The 15,090-nt window shown below is 49.8% G+C and carries 13 protein-coding genes; all 13 read right to left on the bottom strand.

Going from position 1 to position 15,090, the window contains the following annotated elements; genetic code table 11:
* Positions 1 to 20 precede the first annotated feature (20 nt).
* Positions 21 to 1,076, bottom strand: a complete 1,056-nt coding sequence (gene argC, locus G5B47_RS07875) for an N-acetyl-gamma-glutamyl-phosphate reductase (RefSeq protein ID WP_165096405.1) — start codon at positions 1,074 to 1,076, stop codon at positions 21 to 23.
* Positions 1,077 to 1,303: 227 nt separating this feature from the next.
* Positions 1,304 to 2,188 carry a YitT family protein gene (locus G5B47_RS07870; RefSeq protein ID WP_165096402.1) on the bottom strand — a complete coding sequence of 295 codons (885 nt, stop codon included), beginning with the start codon at positions 2,186 to 2,188 and terminating at the stop codon, positions 1,304 to 1,306.
* 3 nt (positions 2,189 to 2,191) lie between these two features.
* Positions 2,192 to 3,305 (bottom strand): peptide chain release factor 2 gene (gene prfB / locus G5B47_RS07865; protein ID WP_165096399.1). Its coding sequence is split into 2 segments (ribosomal slippage): positions 2,192 to 3,232 and positions 3,234 to 3,305, totalling 1,113 coding nucleotides; the frame shifts between segments, so codons are not numbered across the junction.
* A 135-nt stretch (positions 3,306 to 3,440) separates the two neighbouring features.
* Positions 3,441 to 5,948 (bottom strand): preprotein translocase subunit SecA, encoded by a 2,508-nt coding sequence (gene secA, locus G5B47_RS07860; protein ID WP_165096397.1) that lies wholly within the window; start codon positions 5,946 to 5,948, stop codon positions 3,441 to 3,443.
* Positions 5,949 to 6,240: 292 nt separating this feature from the next.
* Entirely contained in the window at positions 6,241 to 6,792 is a 552-nt protein-coding gene (gene hpf, locus G5B47_RS07855; RefSeq protein ID WP_025336788.1) for a ribosome hibernation-promoting factor, HPF/YfiA family, read from the bottom strand.
* A 171-nt stretch (positions 6,793 to 6,963) separates the two neighbouring features.
* A complete protein-coding gene (locus tag G5B47_RS07850) occupies positions 6,964 to 8,370 on the bottom strand; it encodes an S-layer homology domain-containing protein (RefSeq protein ID WP_165096395.1) in 1,407 nt (468 codons plus the stop codon).
* 245 nt (positions 8,371 to 8,615) lie between these two features.
* Positions 8,616 to 8,813, bottom strand: a complete 198-nt coding sequence (locus G5B47_RS07845; RefSeq protein WP_025336789.1) for a cold shock domain-containing protein — start codon at positions 8,811 to 8,813, stop codon at positions 8,616 to 8,618.
* 221 nt (positions 8,814 to 9,034) lie between these two features.
* The gene (locus G5B47_RS07840; protein ID WP_165096392.1) at positions 9,035 to 9,370 is read right to left on the bottom strand and encodes a flagellar protein FliT; all 336 of its coding nucleotides are present in this window, start codon (positions 9,368 to 9,370) and stop codon (positions 9,035 to 9,037) included.
* Positions 9,363 to 9,761: a flagellar export chaperone FliS gene (gene fliS, locus G5B47_RS07835; RefSeq protein WP_165096390.1), complete on the bottom strand. Its 399-nt coding sequence runs from the start codon at positions 9,759 to 9,761 to the stop codon at positions 9,363 to 9,365. The genes G5B47_RS07840 and fliS overlap by 8 nt, the downstream gene beginning before the upstream one ends.
* 18 nt (positions 9,762 to 9,779) lie before the next feature.
* Positions 9,780 to 11,348, bottom strand: a complete 1,569-nt coding sequence (gene fliD, locus G5B47_RS07830; protein WP_165096387.1) for a flagellar filament capping protein FliD — start codon at positions 11,346 to 11,348, stop codon at positions 9,780 to 9,782.
* A 17-nt stretch (positions 11,349 to 11,365) separates the two neighbouring features.
* On the bottom strand, positions 11,366 to 11,755 hold the full coding sequence (locus tag G5B47_RS07825; RefSeq protein ID WP_165096384.1) for a flagellar protein FlaG: 390 nt from the start codon (positions 11,753 to 11,755) through the stop codon (positions 11,366 to 11,368).
* 212 nt (positions 11,756 to 11,967) lie between these two features.
* Positions 11,968 to 13,671 (bottom strand): flagellin N-terminal helical domain-containing protein, encoded by a 1,704-nt coding sequence (locus G5B47_RS07820; protein WP_165096381.1) that lies wholly within the window; start codon positions 13,669 to 13,671, stop codon positions 11,968 to 11,970.
* A 234-nt stretch (positions 13,672 to 13,905) separates the two neighbouring features.
* Positions 13,906 to 15,048 carry a hypothetical protein gene (locus tag G5B47_RS07815; RefSeq protein WP_165096379.1) on the bottom strand — a complete coding sequence of 381 codons (1,143 nt, stop codon included), beginning with the start codon at positions 15,046 to 15,048 and terminating at the stop codon, positions 13,906 to 13,908.
* Between the last annotated feature and the right edge of the window lie 42 nt (positions 15,049 to 15,090).

Genomic DNA, 15,090 nt, shown 5'->3' with positions numbered 1-15,090 from the left:
GTCTTGTTTCCCGCTAAGCTTTACGGATACACAGGCGTGTAACCGAGCCCAAGGGTTTCCTCCCATCCCATCATTAAATTGAGATTTTGAATCGCCTGCCCCGCAGCGCCTTTTACGAGGTTATCGATTACCGAAATAATCGTGACCCGGCCTGTGCGGGCGTCCGCCGCAAATCCGATATCGCAATAATTCGACCCGCTGACTTCCTTCGTCGCCGGCCAAATTCCGGCATCCCGCACACGGACAAAAGATCTTCCCTCATAATAGTTACGATATAAATCGACAAAATCCTGCTCGCTGTAAGCTCCGTTCATCCCTGCATACATCGTCGCCATAATCCCCCGTGTCATTGGAACGAGATGCGTCGTGAAGGTTACCGTCACCGGTTCCCCGGCAATCTCTGTAAGAGTCTGCTCAATTTCAGGGATATGCTGATGCTTGTTGATCTTGTAGGCTTTGAAATTCTCATTCACTTCCGCATAATGAACGCCCACGTTCACGCCGCGTCCGGCGCCCGATACGCCCGATTTCGCATCAACGATGATGCTCTCCGGCTTAATCCATCCTGCCTTAAGCGCCGGAATCAGACCAAGCAGCGTCGCCGTAGGATAGCAGCCCGGATTAGAGATGAACTCCGCGCCGGCCGCGCGATCTCCAAACACCTCACAGAGGCCAAAAACCGCCTGCTGCAAATAACTCTCTTCCGGAGCGGGATGCTTGTACCAGCGCTCGTATTCGCCGCCGTCCTTCAACCGGAAATCGCCGGACAGGTCAATGACCTTAAGCCCCACCTCCAGCAGCTGCGGAGCGAGCTTGGCGCTTACGCCCGCTGGCGTCGCCGTGAACACGACATCCGCCCTCTCCTTTATCTCCGCCGCATCCACGCCGTCCAGATTTCTATGAAACACGCCGGTTAAATGCGGGAACCCATTTTCAATAGGCTCTCCCGCACTTGAAGAGGAAATTACCGAGGTAATCTCCACCTTCGGATGCCCCTGCAGCAGCCTGATCAGCTCCACGCCACCATATCCCGTCGATCCCACAATTGCCGCTCTTAACTTGCCTTCCACCGTCATCTCCCGGCTCCCTTCTGCCTTTTCTCTCCATTATACCGGATAAATCGCCTTATCCGCCGTCCTTAGAAATATGTATTATTATACAACCGGATTAATATAAATACAACAGATTATGTAACATTTATAGCCTGCTGCTATTCCGGCTTCCCCACCCTTATCATGTGCCATTTCCACCTCCCACTATTGAAAAAAAGAAACGCCGCTTCTCCTAATATTTATAGGAAAAACTACGCTTCTCTCTTGAATCCTTCGCCCAGCACCTCATGTGCGTCGCTGATAATAACGAATGCTCCGGGGTCTACCGACCGGACAATCGCCTTCAGCCGGGTCGTCTCATTCTGTCCGACGGCCACCATCAGCACCGTGCGGTTGTCGCCGGTATATCCGCCTCGGGCATCCAGCCTCGTCAGCCCCCGGTTCAAATCATGCAAAACCGCTTCCGAGATCGCCTCGGTATGATCCGAAATAATATAGGCTACCTTGGTGTAGCTAAAGCCGACTTCCAGCGCGTCGATGACCCGGCCTGTGACGAACAGCCCGATCAGAGCGTACATGGCCTGCTCCATCCCGAGCACGAATGCCGCCAACGTAATCACCGTACCGTCCAGCAGGACGACGGACAGGGAGAAGCTGAAACCGGTCAGCTTCTGGATAATCTGCGCCAGAATCGTAAGGCCCCCTGTCGATCCGCGTCCGCGAAAGACAAGCCCGAGACCGAGTCCGACGCCGATTCCTCCGTAGATCGAAGCCAGCAGAGGGTTTGTAGTCGGCACCGGGCCGTCTTTGGTCAAGTAGATAAACAGCGGCAGAACAATACTGCCCAGCAGCGACCGGAGTCCATAGCTGCGGCCCAGGATGAGCACGCCAAGGATGAAGAGCGGGATATTTAGCGCCCACTGGGAAAAAGCCGGCTCCGCCCCGAACCACGCCTTCGCCAGAATCGACAAGCCCGATACGCCGCCGGAAGCGATCCGGTTCGGCAGCATGAACAAGTTGAAGGCGAGCGCAGTAATGAGCGAGCCGACGGTGATCATGGTTGTATCCGCAAGATGGCGGAGCGGACCGTTCAGCGGAATAAGCGGCGGCCTGCCCCTTGTTTTCGTTGACGTCATCCGTTACTCCGCCTCGGTCTTGATCTGGCTGCGCAAATATCCGTCGATAAAAGCGTCAAGATCGCCGTCCATGACGGCGCCGACGTTCCCGGTCTCCACCGATGTGCGATGGTCCTTGACCATGCTGTACGGGTGGAATACATAAGAGCGGATCTGACTGCCCCAGGCAATGTCGGACTGCTCGCCGCGAATCTCGTCCAGCTCGCGCTGCTGTTCCTCGAGCTTGCGCTCATACAGCTTGGAACGCAGCATCGTCATCGCACGTTCCCGGTTCTTGATCTGGGAGCGTTCATTCTGGCAGGTAACGACTATGCCTGTCGGCTGGTGGGTGATCCGGACCGCCGAATCGGTGGTGTTGATATGCTGGCCGCCGGCGCCGGTGGCCCGGTACGTATCAATCTTCAGATCCTCGGTGCGGATCTCGATGTCGATGTCTTCATTGATTTCCGGCACCACATCGCAGGATACAAAGGATGTATGCCGTCGCCCCGAGGCGTCGAACGGGGAAATGCGTACCAGACGGTGAACGCCTTTTTCCGCCTTCAGGTAACCGTATGCGTTATAGCCTTTGATCAGCAAAGTTACGCTTTTGATTCCGGCTTCATCGCCCTGCAGGTAGTCCAGAACCTCCACCTTGAAACCGCGCTTCTCGGCCCAGCGTGTGTACATCCGGTACAGCATCTGGCCCCAGTCCTGAGATTCCGTTCCTCCTGCGCCCGGATGAAGCTCCAGGATGGCGTTAAGCTTATCGTAAGGCTGATTGAGCAGAAGCTGCAGCTCAAATTCTTCGAGCTTACCGGTCAACGCATGGACATTCGTTCCGATCTCGGCAGCCAGTTCCTCGTCGCCTTCTTCTTCCGCAAGTTCCGCCATCAGCAGCGCATCGTCATATTCCTGCTGCAGCTTCTGGTATTGATCCACACTGGATTTAACAGCGTTCATTTCGGCAATAACGCCTTGCGCCTTCTCGTTGTCATCCCAGAAATCCGGAGCGGCCATCTTCTCCTCGAAGTTGGCGATCATTTCCTGCTTAAGGTCTAAGTCAAAGAGACCCCCTAAGGTTGGTTAATTTCTTGCCGATTTCGCGCAAGTCTTGCTTTACACTTGGATCAATCATGTACTCACTGCACCTTTCGATTAAAGAAATGTTTATATTCATCAAGAAGAAACGGCCGAGCCGCTTACGGGAATCTCCCCGGCCCAGCCGTTCCTCATTTTCATCATACCGACTTTCATCGGCGGATTAATCAAATTAAGCATTTTGTCCGTGGCAGTTCTTGAATTTCTTGCCGCTGCCGCAAGGACAAGGATCATTGCGTCCCACCGTGGCGCCAACCGCAACCGGACGCTTCTCGGCAGGCTCGCCATTTGTCGAGATTTTATTCTCTTCGACAACGGATTGACGCTCCTGGTTCGTCTCGATGTGAGCCTTCATGATGTAGGTCGCCACTTCTTCCTGGATGGTCGCCGTCATCGCATTGAACATCTCAAAGCCTTCGAACTGGTACTCCCGCAGCGGATCGGTCCCGCCGTAGGCACGCAGATGAATCCCTTGGCGAAGCTGGTCCATCGCGTCGATATGGTCCATCCATTTGCTGTCGACGGCGCGCAGCACGATAACCTTCTCGAATTCGCGTACGAGCTCGGAGCCGAGACGTTCTTCGCGGGCTGCGTATTTCTCCAGCACCTTCTCGAAGATGAATTCCACGATCTCGTCGGCTTCCTTGCCCCACAGATCATCGCGGGTGAGGGAGCCTTCGTCAAGGAGCTTGCTGTTCACATAATCAGCAACTTCCTGCAGCTCCCAGTTCTCGGGGATGTCGTCGCTGCAGTGCGCTTCCACAACCCGTTCGATGACCGGACGGATCATTTCCACGACGATGTCCTTAATATTCTCCGATTCCAGAATTTCACGGCGCTGCTTATAAATAATTTCGCGCTGCTGGTTCATGACATCGTCATATTGGAGAACCACTTTGCGGATGTCGAAGTTATTGCCTTCGACCCGTTTCTGAGCCGATTCAATCGCACGGGTAATCATCCGGCTCTCGATAGGCTGGTCCTCTTCAAACCCGAGGCGCTCCATCATATTCAGCACATTATCCGCGCCGAAGCGTCTCATCAGTTCATCGCCCAGCGACAGATAGAACTGCGTCGAGCCCGGGTCGCCTTGGCGTCCCGCCCGGCCGCGGAGCTGGTTATCGATCCGCCGGGATTCATGGCGCTCGGTACCTATGATATGCAGTCCGCCGAGTTCCGCCACGCCTTCGCCCAGAATGATGTCGGTACCGCGGCCCGCCATATTGGTTGCGATCGTCACAGTGCCGGGTTGTCCCGCATGCGAGATGATTTCCGCTTCCGCCGCATGATGCTTGGCGTTAAGCACCTGATGCTTGACGCCCTTGCGCTTCAGCATTTCCGAGACGCGCTCGGAGTTCTCGATCGATACCGTACCAACCAGCACCGGCTGGTTCTTCTTATGACGTTCCACAATCTCCTCGACAACGGCGTTAAACTTGCCGTTCTCGCTCTTGTAGACCACATCCGGCATATCCGCGCGCTGGTTCGCCTTGTTCGTCGGCACCTGGAGAACTTCCAGTCCGTAAATTTTCTTGAATTCCTCTTCTTCCGTCTTGGCCGTACCGGTCATGCCGGCCAGCTTGCGGTACATGCGGAAGTAGTTCTGGAACGTAATCGTAGCGAGCGTCATGCTCTCGTTCTGTACCTGGATTTCTTCCTTTGCTTCGATCGCCTGGTGCAGGCCGTCGCTGTAGCGGCGTCCCGCCATCAGGCGTCCCGTAAATTCGTCAACGATGACTACTTCATCGTCTGTCACCACATAATCGACATCCCGGCGCATAATGACATTGGCCTTCAAGGCTTGGACGATATGGTGGTTGAGCGTAACATGGCTGTGGTCGTACAGGTTCTCGATACCGAAGGCTTTCTCGGCAATCGCCACGCCTTTTTCCGTCAGTGCGACGGATTTCACCTTAATATCCACTGTGTAGTGCTCTTCCGGCTGCAATCTCTTCACGAAACGGTCGGCTGCATAATAAAGCTCCGTCGACTTCTCGGCTTGTCCCGAAATAATGAGCGGCGTCCGCGCTTCATCGATCAAGATGGAGTCCACTTCGTCAATGATGCAGAAAAAGAGCGGACGCTGCACCATCTGCTCCTTATAGAGCACCATGTTATCGCGCAAATAGTCAAAACCAAATTCGTTGTTCGTGCCGTACGTAATATCGCAGGCGTATGCATTCTGTTTATCGGCATGGTCCATGCCGTTCAGGTTAACCCCGACCGTCATGCCCAAGAAATTATATATTTGTCCCATTTGGGCGCTGTCACGCTGGGCCAGGTAATCATTGACCGTAACGACATGCACGCCTTTTCCAAGGAGAGCGTTCAAGTATACCGGCAGGGTGCCGACCAGCGTCTTTCCTTCACCTGTCTTCATTTCGGCGATCCTGCCTTCATGCAGCGCCATCCCTCCGATGAGCTGCACATCGAAATGCCGCATGCCCAGCGCACGTTTCGAAGCCTCGCGCACGGTTGCGAAAGCTTCGGGCAGAAGTTCATCCGCCGTCTCGCCTTTTTCAATCCGGGCCCGGAACTCCTCAGTCTTGGCTCTCAATGCTTCATCGGACAGCGCCTCGAATTCAGGCTCCAGCCCGTTAATGACTTCGACCGTCTTCAGCAGACGTTTGACATCGCGTTCATTCGTGTCGCCGAATATTTTTTTAACAAGTCCTAGCATGGTTAACCCCTTTCATGCAACACAGATGGTGGAACCTCAGCCCATCCTCACAAAATTGAAAGGGCCGCTTAACCTCATCGATTCCGCTGCTTCATAAATTGTAACAGTTTGTAAGGGATGCCGCAATACAAGCAGAAGTTACCTGTATAGGCATACCTTCATATATATACGCACAAGAGCCCCATTCGCTTCATGCGAATAAGGGCTCGGGATTTTTTTCATAAAGATGACATTTCAGCTTATCCAAGGATACCCTCGAAAAGAGGCAGCCTTACTTACCGATCAATTCAGGTCAACCTTGTTCAATCAAACCGTATTTGCCGTCATTTCGTTTATACACAACGCTTACTTCGGAAGTGTCAATGTTGGAAAATACAAAGAAATTATGTCCCACCATATTCATTTGCAGGATCGCTTCCTCCACGTCCATCGGCTTCAATGTGAAGCGTTTGTTGCGCACAACCTCCAATTCTTCATCCTGTTCTTCCACGGCGACGGAACCGCTAGATCCGCCTTCTACAAATAGCGTCTTCAAGCTCCCTTCCTGACGGAATTTCCGGTTGAGTTTGGTTTTGTGCTTGCGGATTTGGCGCTCAAGCTTGTCCACTACCCCATCGATCGAAGCATACATATCATCGCTGCGAACTTCCGCGCGAAGCGTGACGCCGGCCAGCGGGATCGTTACTTCCACCGTATGAAGACCACGTATAACGCTGAGGGTTACGAAGCCTTCCTGGGTAGGGGGCGCATCGAAATACTTCTCAAGTCTGCTGAGCTTCTTATCAACATACTCTCTCAAAGCGTCGGTCACTTCAATTTGTTGACCTCGAATGCTGAATTGCATGGGCACTCCTCCTTTGCACCTTCATTATACCAAAACGTAAGCTCCATGTAAAAAGTTTAAAATTGTGTAAATGCGCTTTCAAATGTAAAAAAAGACCTGAAGCGACAAGGCTCTCAGGTCCGCGGGTAAGTCCTCTGATATCGGTTGTTGAGCTTTCTATTCCGCAGTATTTTACTTGGTCTGCACGGTGACGACTTCAACCGGCGAATAACCTCCACTGCCGTTGCCCGCTACAAGATAAACCTTGTATTCCTTACCGCTGGCAAGACCGGTAATGGTAATAGGAGTTCGGGTCCCGGCCGTAACACTCGAAAGCGCTCCGCGCCAGCCGCTGCCCACAGCCGTACCCACAGCGTTTTGCCCGTTCCATACCTGTACGGCGTTAGGAGCTGCGGCTCCCGTGGTAATCGACGGGTCGGACGGAATCACGACATAACGGATTTGGCCGGACGGATTACCGGCAGAGCCGTAAGTCACATAAACCACCGATGTAACGGTTGTCGATGTCCCTGGCGCGGCGTAAGTGATTCCCGTTACTGTGCTTGCCGCTGTCTTGAAATCCACTCTCGCTACGCTCACAGACTTATTGCCGGAATTATCAACCAGGATCATGAATGCGGAATAATTCGTACCGGCCGTAAGTCCATATACGGAAAAGGAAACGGTACTGCCGGCGGTCGTGGACTTCAATCCTTTATTCACCACGGTTACGCCGCTTCCCGCCGAACCGAGGTAAATCTCGTTAACGGTTGGCAGCGCTGCCGAACCGGCTGCGACCACATAGTATACCGAGCCGGTAACGTTGGATGTGAAATAGACGTCTGCCGTTACCGAACCGACATGGCCGTAAGTCGCTCCGCTAACAGTAGGATACACGACCGTGCCGCCTCCTCCAGTAGACGATGTCGGAGTAGGCGTTGCCGAAGGTGCTGGCGTCGCAGTAGGCGTTGGTGTCGCACTTGCGCCGCCGGTATAATGGGCGGACGAGTTGCCAACGATGATCACCGCTTCCGCGCGGGTCAGCGGCTTCTTCGGTCCGAACGTACCGTTCGGATAACCTGTAATAATCTTCAGGTTGGCCACAGCCGCAACCGAGCCACGGGCCCAGTTCGAGATTTGTGCAGCATCCTTGAATGTCGTTGACGTTGCATCGGTGCTAAGGTGCAGTACCTTCGCCGCAATGACCGCCGCTTCCTGGCGTGTAATCGGATTGTTGGGGTGGAAGGTGTTGTTTGAATAGCCGTTGATATATCCGGCTTTAACCGCCTTCGCTACCTCACTGTAAGCCCAGTTTGTGGTCTTGACGTCCGTAAAGGTAACCGTTGCTGTGTCCTTAAAGCTGAACAGACGATTGACCACAGCTACAAATTCCGCCCGTGTAATCACTTTGTTCGGCTTAAAGGTACCGTCCGGATACCCCGTCAAATATCCTTTGTTCAGCCAGTCCTGCACTTTGCTCTGCGCCCAGTGCCCTTGAATGTCCTTAGGCGTCGATGCGGCGGATGCGGCTCCAAGCGAGCCGAACACCATTCCGATTCCAAGAACGCCGGTCAGAAGACCGCGCCAAAACTTTTTCATGCTGTCATTCACTCTCCTATCTTTGTGGTGGGAATAGTCATAAGTAAGACAGAAGAAAGCTCAACAATTACCCATCGCCTAAATTCTAGGAGTAATTAACAAATTCCTGCTTGTTTTTTACAAATGATGTATTTTATCAAAAAAAGAAACAAAAAAGACCCCGGAATATTCTCCAGGGTCTTACGCTAGCGTCGTCTCAATTTGCTAACCATCTACCGTATATGTAGGTCGGCTATGCCGGATGATTATAATTTGATTACGTTAGCTGCTTGTGGTCCGCGTGCGCCTTCCACGATATCAAACTCAACCGACTGTCCTTCTTCCAGAGTTTTGAAACCTTCGGTTTGGATCGCGGAGAAGTGAACGAATACGTCGCCGCCTTCTGCAGTCTCGATGAAACCGTAACCTTTTTCTGCGTTAAACCATTTAACTTTACCTTCCATTGCTTGAACATTCCCTTCATCATCAAATGAACGTGAGTCTTGCTCACAATTCTGACTATACCACCGCGAGTTCTCCATTGTCAATTGGAAAAGAAAATGGTTACCTTCAATTATTTCCCATGCAATATTTATACAATGAAACAAACGCGATAATAAATCAAAAGAGGAACAGATGAGTAGTATTACCCAAGTGTTCCTCCGATTGAAACAGTTATGCGAAATTATTTTTTTCGGTCCATTAAAATGCTCTCCGGGGTATAGCCGGCTTCGTAGGCGCTGCGCTGGGCTTTGGCCATGCTTCGCTTTTGGAGCCAATTCTGGGCTTCCAAACGGAGCGTGTTCATTCTGGCGAGAATTTCGGCGTCACGTTCTATGATGCGATGAATTTCCTGTTTCTGCGCCGATGTCGGTTGACAGGATGCGATTCCCTCAGTGATTGCATCGACAATTTTCTGACGCTCCTCCACAAAAAACTCCAGTTCCTCGTAAGTTGTTTCGTGAAGACGGAAGATGATAGGCTCAGTAAGTTGACGTAACTGCTGAATAAGATTATCCATTTGCGCTTTCAGCCTGTGTTGGGTTGCCAGCCAACTTGGATGCCTGCAGCCAGGTTTCACGAAGCTCAGTCAGGTAACCGATCGCTTCATTTGCTTTTTCTTCATTTTTTCGGATATTGGCTTCAACAAGAAGATGGTTGGTATATTCATAGAGCGAATACAAATTTTTCGAAATCTCATAGGTAAAGTCCAGTGTGGACATTAATTCGCTAACAATAGTTTGCGCTTTGCCAAAATTAAGGCTTGTCTTCTCAAAATCTTGTTTTTTCAGAGCGTCCAAACCTGTGCGGACAAAACGAATTGCTCCATCATACAACATGATGACCAGCTGCGCTGGGTTGGAAGTCTGCACTGAAGATTGCCGGTATTTTTCATAAGGAGATGTAAGCATATGTTTCACCCTTTAATTTTAAGATGCTCCCAGGCTGGATAGCAGGTTGGAAGACTGTGAATTCAATTTACTAATGGCGGTCTCCATTGCTGTGAATTGCTGATAATAGCGTGTTTCGGCATTATTCAGGTTGGTCTGCATCGTACTGATTCGAGTGTTATACTCTTTAAGCTGCTTGCCCATAACACTCTCTTCCTTGTAACTGCTGGTTAGATCGCTGGAGAATTTGTTGGTTCCCACTCTGGATGCAAGGCTGTCCAAGGAACTGTTAATTTTGGAAGCAAGCTTATCGAAAATTCCATCACTCGGAGCAATGACGGTGCCTTGGAATAATTCCAGCACTCTTTGCGGATTATCGGTTACCGCCTGTCTCAGCTTGGTTTCATCCAGAAGCAGTTTCCCGCCCTCGTAATAACGGCCTGTCGTAATCCCTACCGAGCTTAGGTCTCCCATTTGCGTAGAGATCACCTCGCGCATAGTAGATAGAGCGTTTCTGAGAATATCGTCATTTTTCAAAAGGCCGCTTTTAGCCTTGGCTGTCCAGTTCGTGATATCGTCATCTTTCATAGCAGTCTTCTGCTCATCGGTCAACGGCGCAAAATCTCGGTACCTTTCTTCCGAAATCTTGGTGTTTAACACACTAATCAAACTGTTATAGTCTTCAACAAATCCTTTGATCGTATCGATTGTTTTTTGCGGGTCGGTTGTTAGTGTGATGCTTGCTTTGTTCGTGTCCGCCGCACCGGGATCTACGGTTGGATCAGCTGCGTTAATTGTTGTTGATTGTAAAGTCATCTGAACCCCGTTCACGGTAAAGGTGTTGCTGTCTTTATCCATCTTGGTCCCGTTAATGAACGAAATGGAGTTTACGCCTGGCTTAACATCCGTTGTGACTCCGAGGGGCGATGTGTACTGCTGTATACCTTTGAATGCATCAAGAAGGGTGTTATCTCCCGGGTCCGCTCCAAGGTTAACCGTACCGGCCGAACCGGATGTCTTGGAGGCCAAAATGAGCTTGCCGGTCAGCTCGTCAAAACTTGCCGTGACCTTGGCATCTGCGTTGGAGTTAATTGTCGACATGATTGTGGAGATTCCTGTCGAACCCTTAAAGGTAAAGGTCTGTTCATTAACCTTTAGCTTATACTCTTTGTTCTTATCCGCATCTGTGATCGCAGAGATCGGTGTCCCGCTCGCTGTAGCATTGGCTTCGGCCAAGGTTGATCCAGTTGTAAGCCCCGTGCCGGCCCCTTTAGTCTCCAACGTTGCCTTCGTAGCCAGTTGGGTGACACTTACACTCATATCGATCCCTGTTGCATTCGCAGAGGCTTCCGCTTTAATTGCGGCAGTATTTCCGCTGACTACCGCTTGCTTTGCATTCATCGCTGTGGAAATGCCGTATTTGCTAATCAGCTTGTTCGAACGAAAATCAACAAGTTTACTGTTAATCTCGCGATAGCTGTCTCTTGTCCATTCGAGCACCGTTTTCTGCTGATTAAGCTTATCCAGCGGAATTCGCTTGGCCGTCATCAAGCTTTTAACCATACTGTCTATATCCATACCTGAAAAGCCGTTAATACGAAGAGGCATTTCTGAACCTCCTACCCTTAAATTTTCTCATCAATTAAAATGCCGGCGATCTCCATCATTTTAGCTACCAGGTCCAACGTCTTCTCAGGCGGGACCTCACGAATAAGCTCTCCCGTATCCTTATTCAGAACCTTAACCATAATATCATGCGTCTTCTCGTGGACACTGACTTGCAGTATCGTCTCAGGTCCCTGCAAAGCTTTAACTGCCCGCTCAATCGTCCGAATGAGTTGTTCTTCGGCGATAGTTACATTAACTCCTTGGCTTTCTTTAAGGGTTAAATCCTTAGCGTCCTTAATTGGAGCACTTTGATCAACCGGCTGCACCGGCCCTTTGCTTGACGTTACTGCGGGTCTGCTCTGCCCACCGGATGGCGGATTAGCAGAAAGAGAAAACTGAACATTCATAAGGCCCTGACCTCCAAATAACCTCACTTATTGATATATATATCGGTTATTTGCAGGGATTTTTTAGGATTAGAACTATATTATAAGAATTTATCTTGAAAAATAAGAAACTTGAATTATAAGAGTTTATACTTCCTGGTACTATAAGAAAAAGTCCCGGGCAGATGCCCGGGACTTTTATACTGATCTTTATAGCGGATAAGCCTGATAAATTAACGGAGCAATTGCAGAACGCCTTGCGGTTGTTGGTTAGCTTGAGCCAACATAGCTTGAGCTGCTTGAGCAAGGATGTTGTTCTTCGTTTGTTCCATCATTTCTTTCGCCATGTCCACGTCACGGATACGGGATTCAGCAGCAGTCAGGTTCTCGGAAGCTGTTCCCAAGTTGTTGATCGTGTGCTCCAGACGGTTTTGAACAGCACCCAGTTTAGCGCGCTCGCTGGAAACTGCCGAAGTTGCTTTGTCCAGAACTGCGATAGCTTTGGAAGCATCTTCTCTAGTGGAGATATTCAGAGCTGCTTCAGCTTTCACATCGTTAGTGCCGTTAGTAACGGTGTTTTCAGTAGTGAAACCAGCTTGCCCAGCGTTACCAGTAATACCCAGAGCAGCGGAACGCACGTCATTGATTGTCAGAGACATCGATTGACCTGTGTTAGCACCGATTTGGAATTTAGTGGAGAAACCAACTCCTTGTGCGCCAGGGCCAACAACTTGTTCTACGTTTTGGACTGTTTCGGTTCCAGCATATCCCAGTTGTGTTAAAGCAGCACCTGTACCATCGACTACGGAAATATCTTTACCTGTCTCGGAAATAAATTGAATTTCATTGTCTTTAGACAGGGAAGCAGTTACTTTGCTTTCCAGTCCAGCTTTTTGAAGTGCAGCATTCAGATCTTTAACAAGATCATCCATAGCTGCTTTAGCTACATTTGCGTCAGTATTTTGAGTGTCATATACTTTTGCTGCAGTTCCGGAATTTAAAGTAACTTCAACTTCGCTGTCGGAGCCAACTGTAAATTTAAGGGATGCGCCAGCAGCAATAGTAACATCGGAACCACCTAGAGCTGTTCCACCTTGCAGACCAGCACGCTCAACAGTGGTTGGATCACCTTTCACTTCACCAACTGCATTTGCTGTTGCGGCATCAGCAAAACCGAGCATAGCAGCTGCCTCATCATCACCTGCGGTTACTTTAAGTTCAAGCGTGCTTGTGGAGCCAGAAGATTTAGCAGTGAAAGTGATTGCCGAACCACTTGCGTCAATATCTACCAGATCACTAAGTTTAACTCCACCAGATGTCACGTTTTTCAAAGAATCTGCAAAGGCAGCTTTCGTGGTTGCAGTATTATCTGTGTTTAACACAGCAGAGAAATCGAAGGTTTGTCCATCGATGGTGAGTGAAGCTGATTGTCCTGTAGTATCAGCCCCTGTATAAGCTGTTACCCCTGCAATCTTAGCGCTAGTAGCTTGAGTAACTTTGCCGCTTTCTCCCGAACCGATACCGCCGTTCAGCAATTTTTGAGTATTGAACTCAGTTGTGTTGCCGATACGGTTGATTTCGGAAGTCAGTTGGTTCATTTCGTCTTGCAGCGCGCCACGGTCAGTATCTGTGTTCGTTCCGTTTGCAGATTGGTTGGCAATTTCGCGCATACGTTGCAGGATGCTGTGAGTTTCGCTCAGTGCGCCTTCAGCCGTTTGGATCAAGGAAATGCCGTCTTGAGCGTTACGGGAAGCTTGGTCGAGACCGCGAATTTGGCCGCGCATTTTCTCGGAGATTGCCAGGCCGGCAGCGTCATCGCCAGCACGGTTGATGCGAAGACCGGAAGACAGTTTCTCGATATTTTTGTTCGTGTTAGCTGTGTTGATGGACAGCTGGCGGTGAGTATTCAACGCCGCGATATTGTGGTTGATAATCATTTGGAATTTCCTCCCTGAAATTTAGTTAGTTCCACATCCATGTGGTAAACGCCAAACCATTAAGGTCGGCCGCCCTGCCGGTCAGCGTCTAAACTATATATCGTCAGGGACTCATGGACTATTTAGAGTTATTCGAAGATTTTTTATCTTTTTTACAAAAAACAAAAACAGACGGCTCTCCTCAGTCACGAAAGCAGTCTGTCATTGTATACACACAAATATCCTCTAATCAGATTAATAGATGGTAATTAGCTGAATGAATCCGTACTCTTCCTCGTAATGGAATCCCAGAGAGTGATTCCCCACTTTGTAGTCAAGCTCGTAACCGCCCTCTTCTTCGTTAAAATATTCCTCCCCAGGATTACCAAGCCACCTTTTTACATTGGAAGGGGTAAGATTACGTTGATCCGCAAATATATTAAATATCATGACGTGGGAATTGGCGTTAAGATCATGCAAATAATCATTGAAGCCTACTGCATAATGGTCAAAAAGATAAAAGGCTCCCCATTCTCCATTTTCTTTAAGCTTTGCCGCGTTCAGCTTGTCTTTTACCGACTTGAAGGTCATGCCCAGCTTGATTTGAGGATTTGCCGGTAAATATCCGCTAAATGCAGCTGATTTGAGACTATTCAAATAGTCGCGGTCCCCGCTTCCTGAATTAGGCCATGCTGCCTGCTCCACATATCTGGTATCATCCAAGCGCAGCTCAAGTTTACTAATATTCAGCTTAAAGGTGTTAACTGCATACTTGGTCTTGCTGTTGTCATAGGCTTTGAATTGGACTCGTGATTTCGACAAGATACGGATGCCGTCTCTTCGGCTCGCCGGATAATAATCGTCCATTTTCTTACCGTTATTATTCATGAATTTCAGCGGTTGAAGGACGCCCGATCGAATAATGAACGGATGCGCAAGATTGAAATTGGAGCTGCCCCATTCTGAAAGGATCAACATGTCCGGCATGGAAGCTCCACTGCCTTTTACGGTATAATGCCAAGTCTGCGGCATAGTGATTTCACGCAGCTCAAGATTGACCGATTGAACGATGCCATATTGCTCTCCGTTCTTTAGCAGAGCCGCACGATATGTACCCGTATAGCTTTTGTCACCCACCTTGTTATTGGTCCAGTAGTCTTGCTCTTCCAAGGTAGACATTTTCTCATCACTTGCAAAAATATAGACCGTATACGGTGTTTGAAAGGCATCCCGCAAGGTAAACGATAGACGGCTTATGCGTTTCAGCTCTTCGGCAGCAATCCGGTTCTTCCCTTCCGCTGCAGCCTCAGAATGAGTAGGCACAAGCCATAATATAAAACATGCAGCGATCAATACAAATACCCCATGTAGGCATTTGTTTCCTTTCGGATGATTCATCTTGCTCTCTCCCCGGTAAATACTTAATCTGTCTATTAGAAG

It is taken from the genome of Paenibacillus apii (assembly GCF_011043685.1).
Taxonomy (GTDB): domain Bacteria; phylum Bacillota; class Bacilli; order Paenibacillales; family Paenibacillaceae; genus Paenibacillus_AQ; species Paenibacillus_AQ sabinae.
This window is presented reverse-complemented; position numbering and strand designations above follow the sequence as displayed.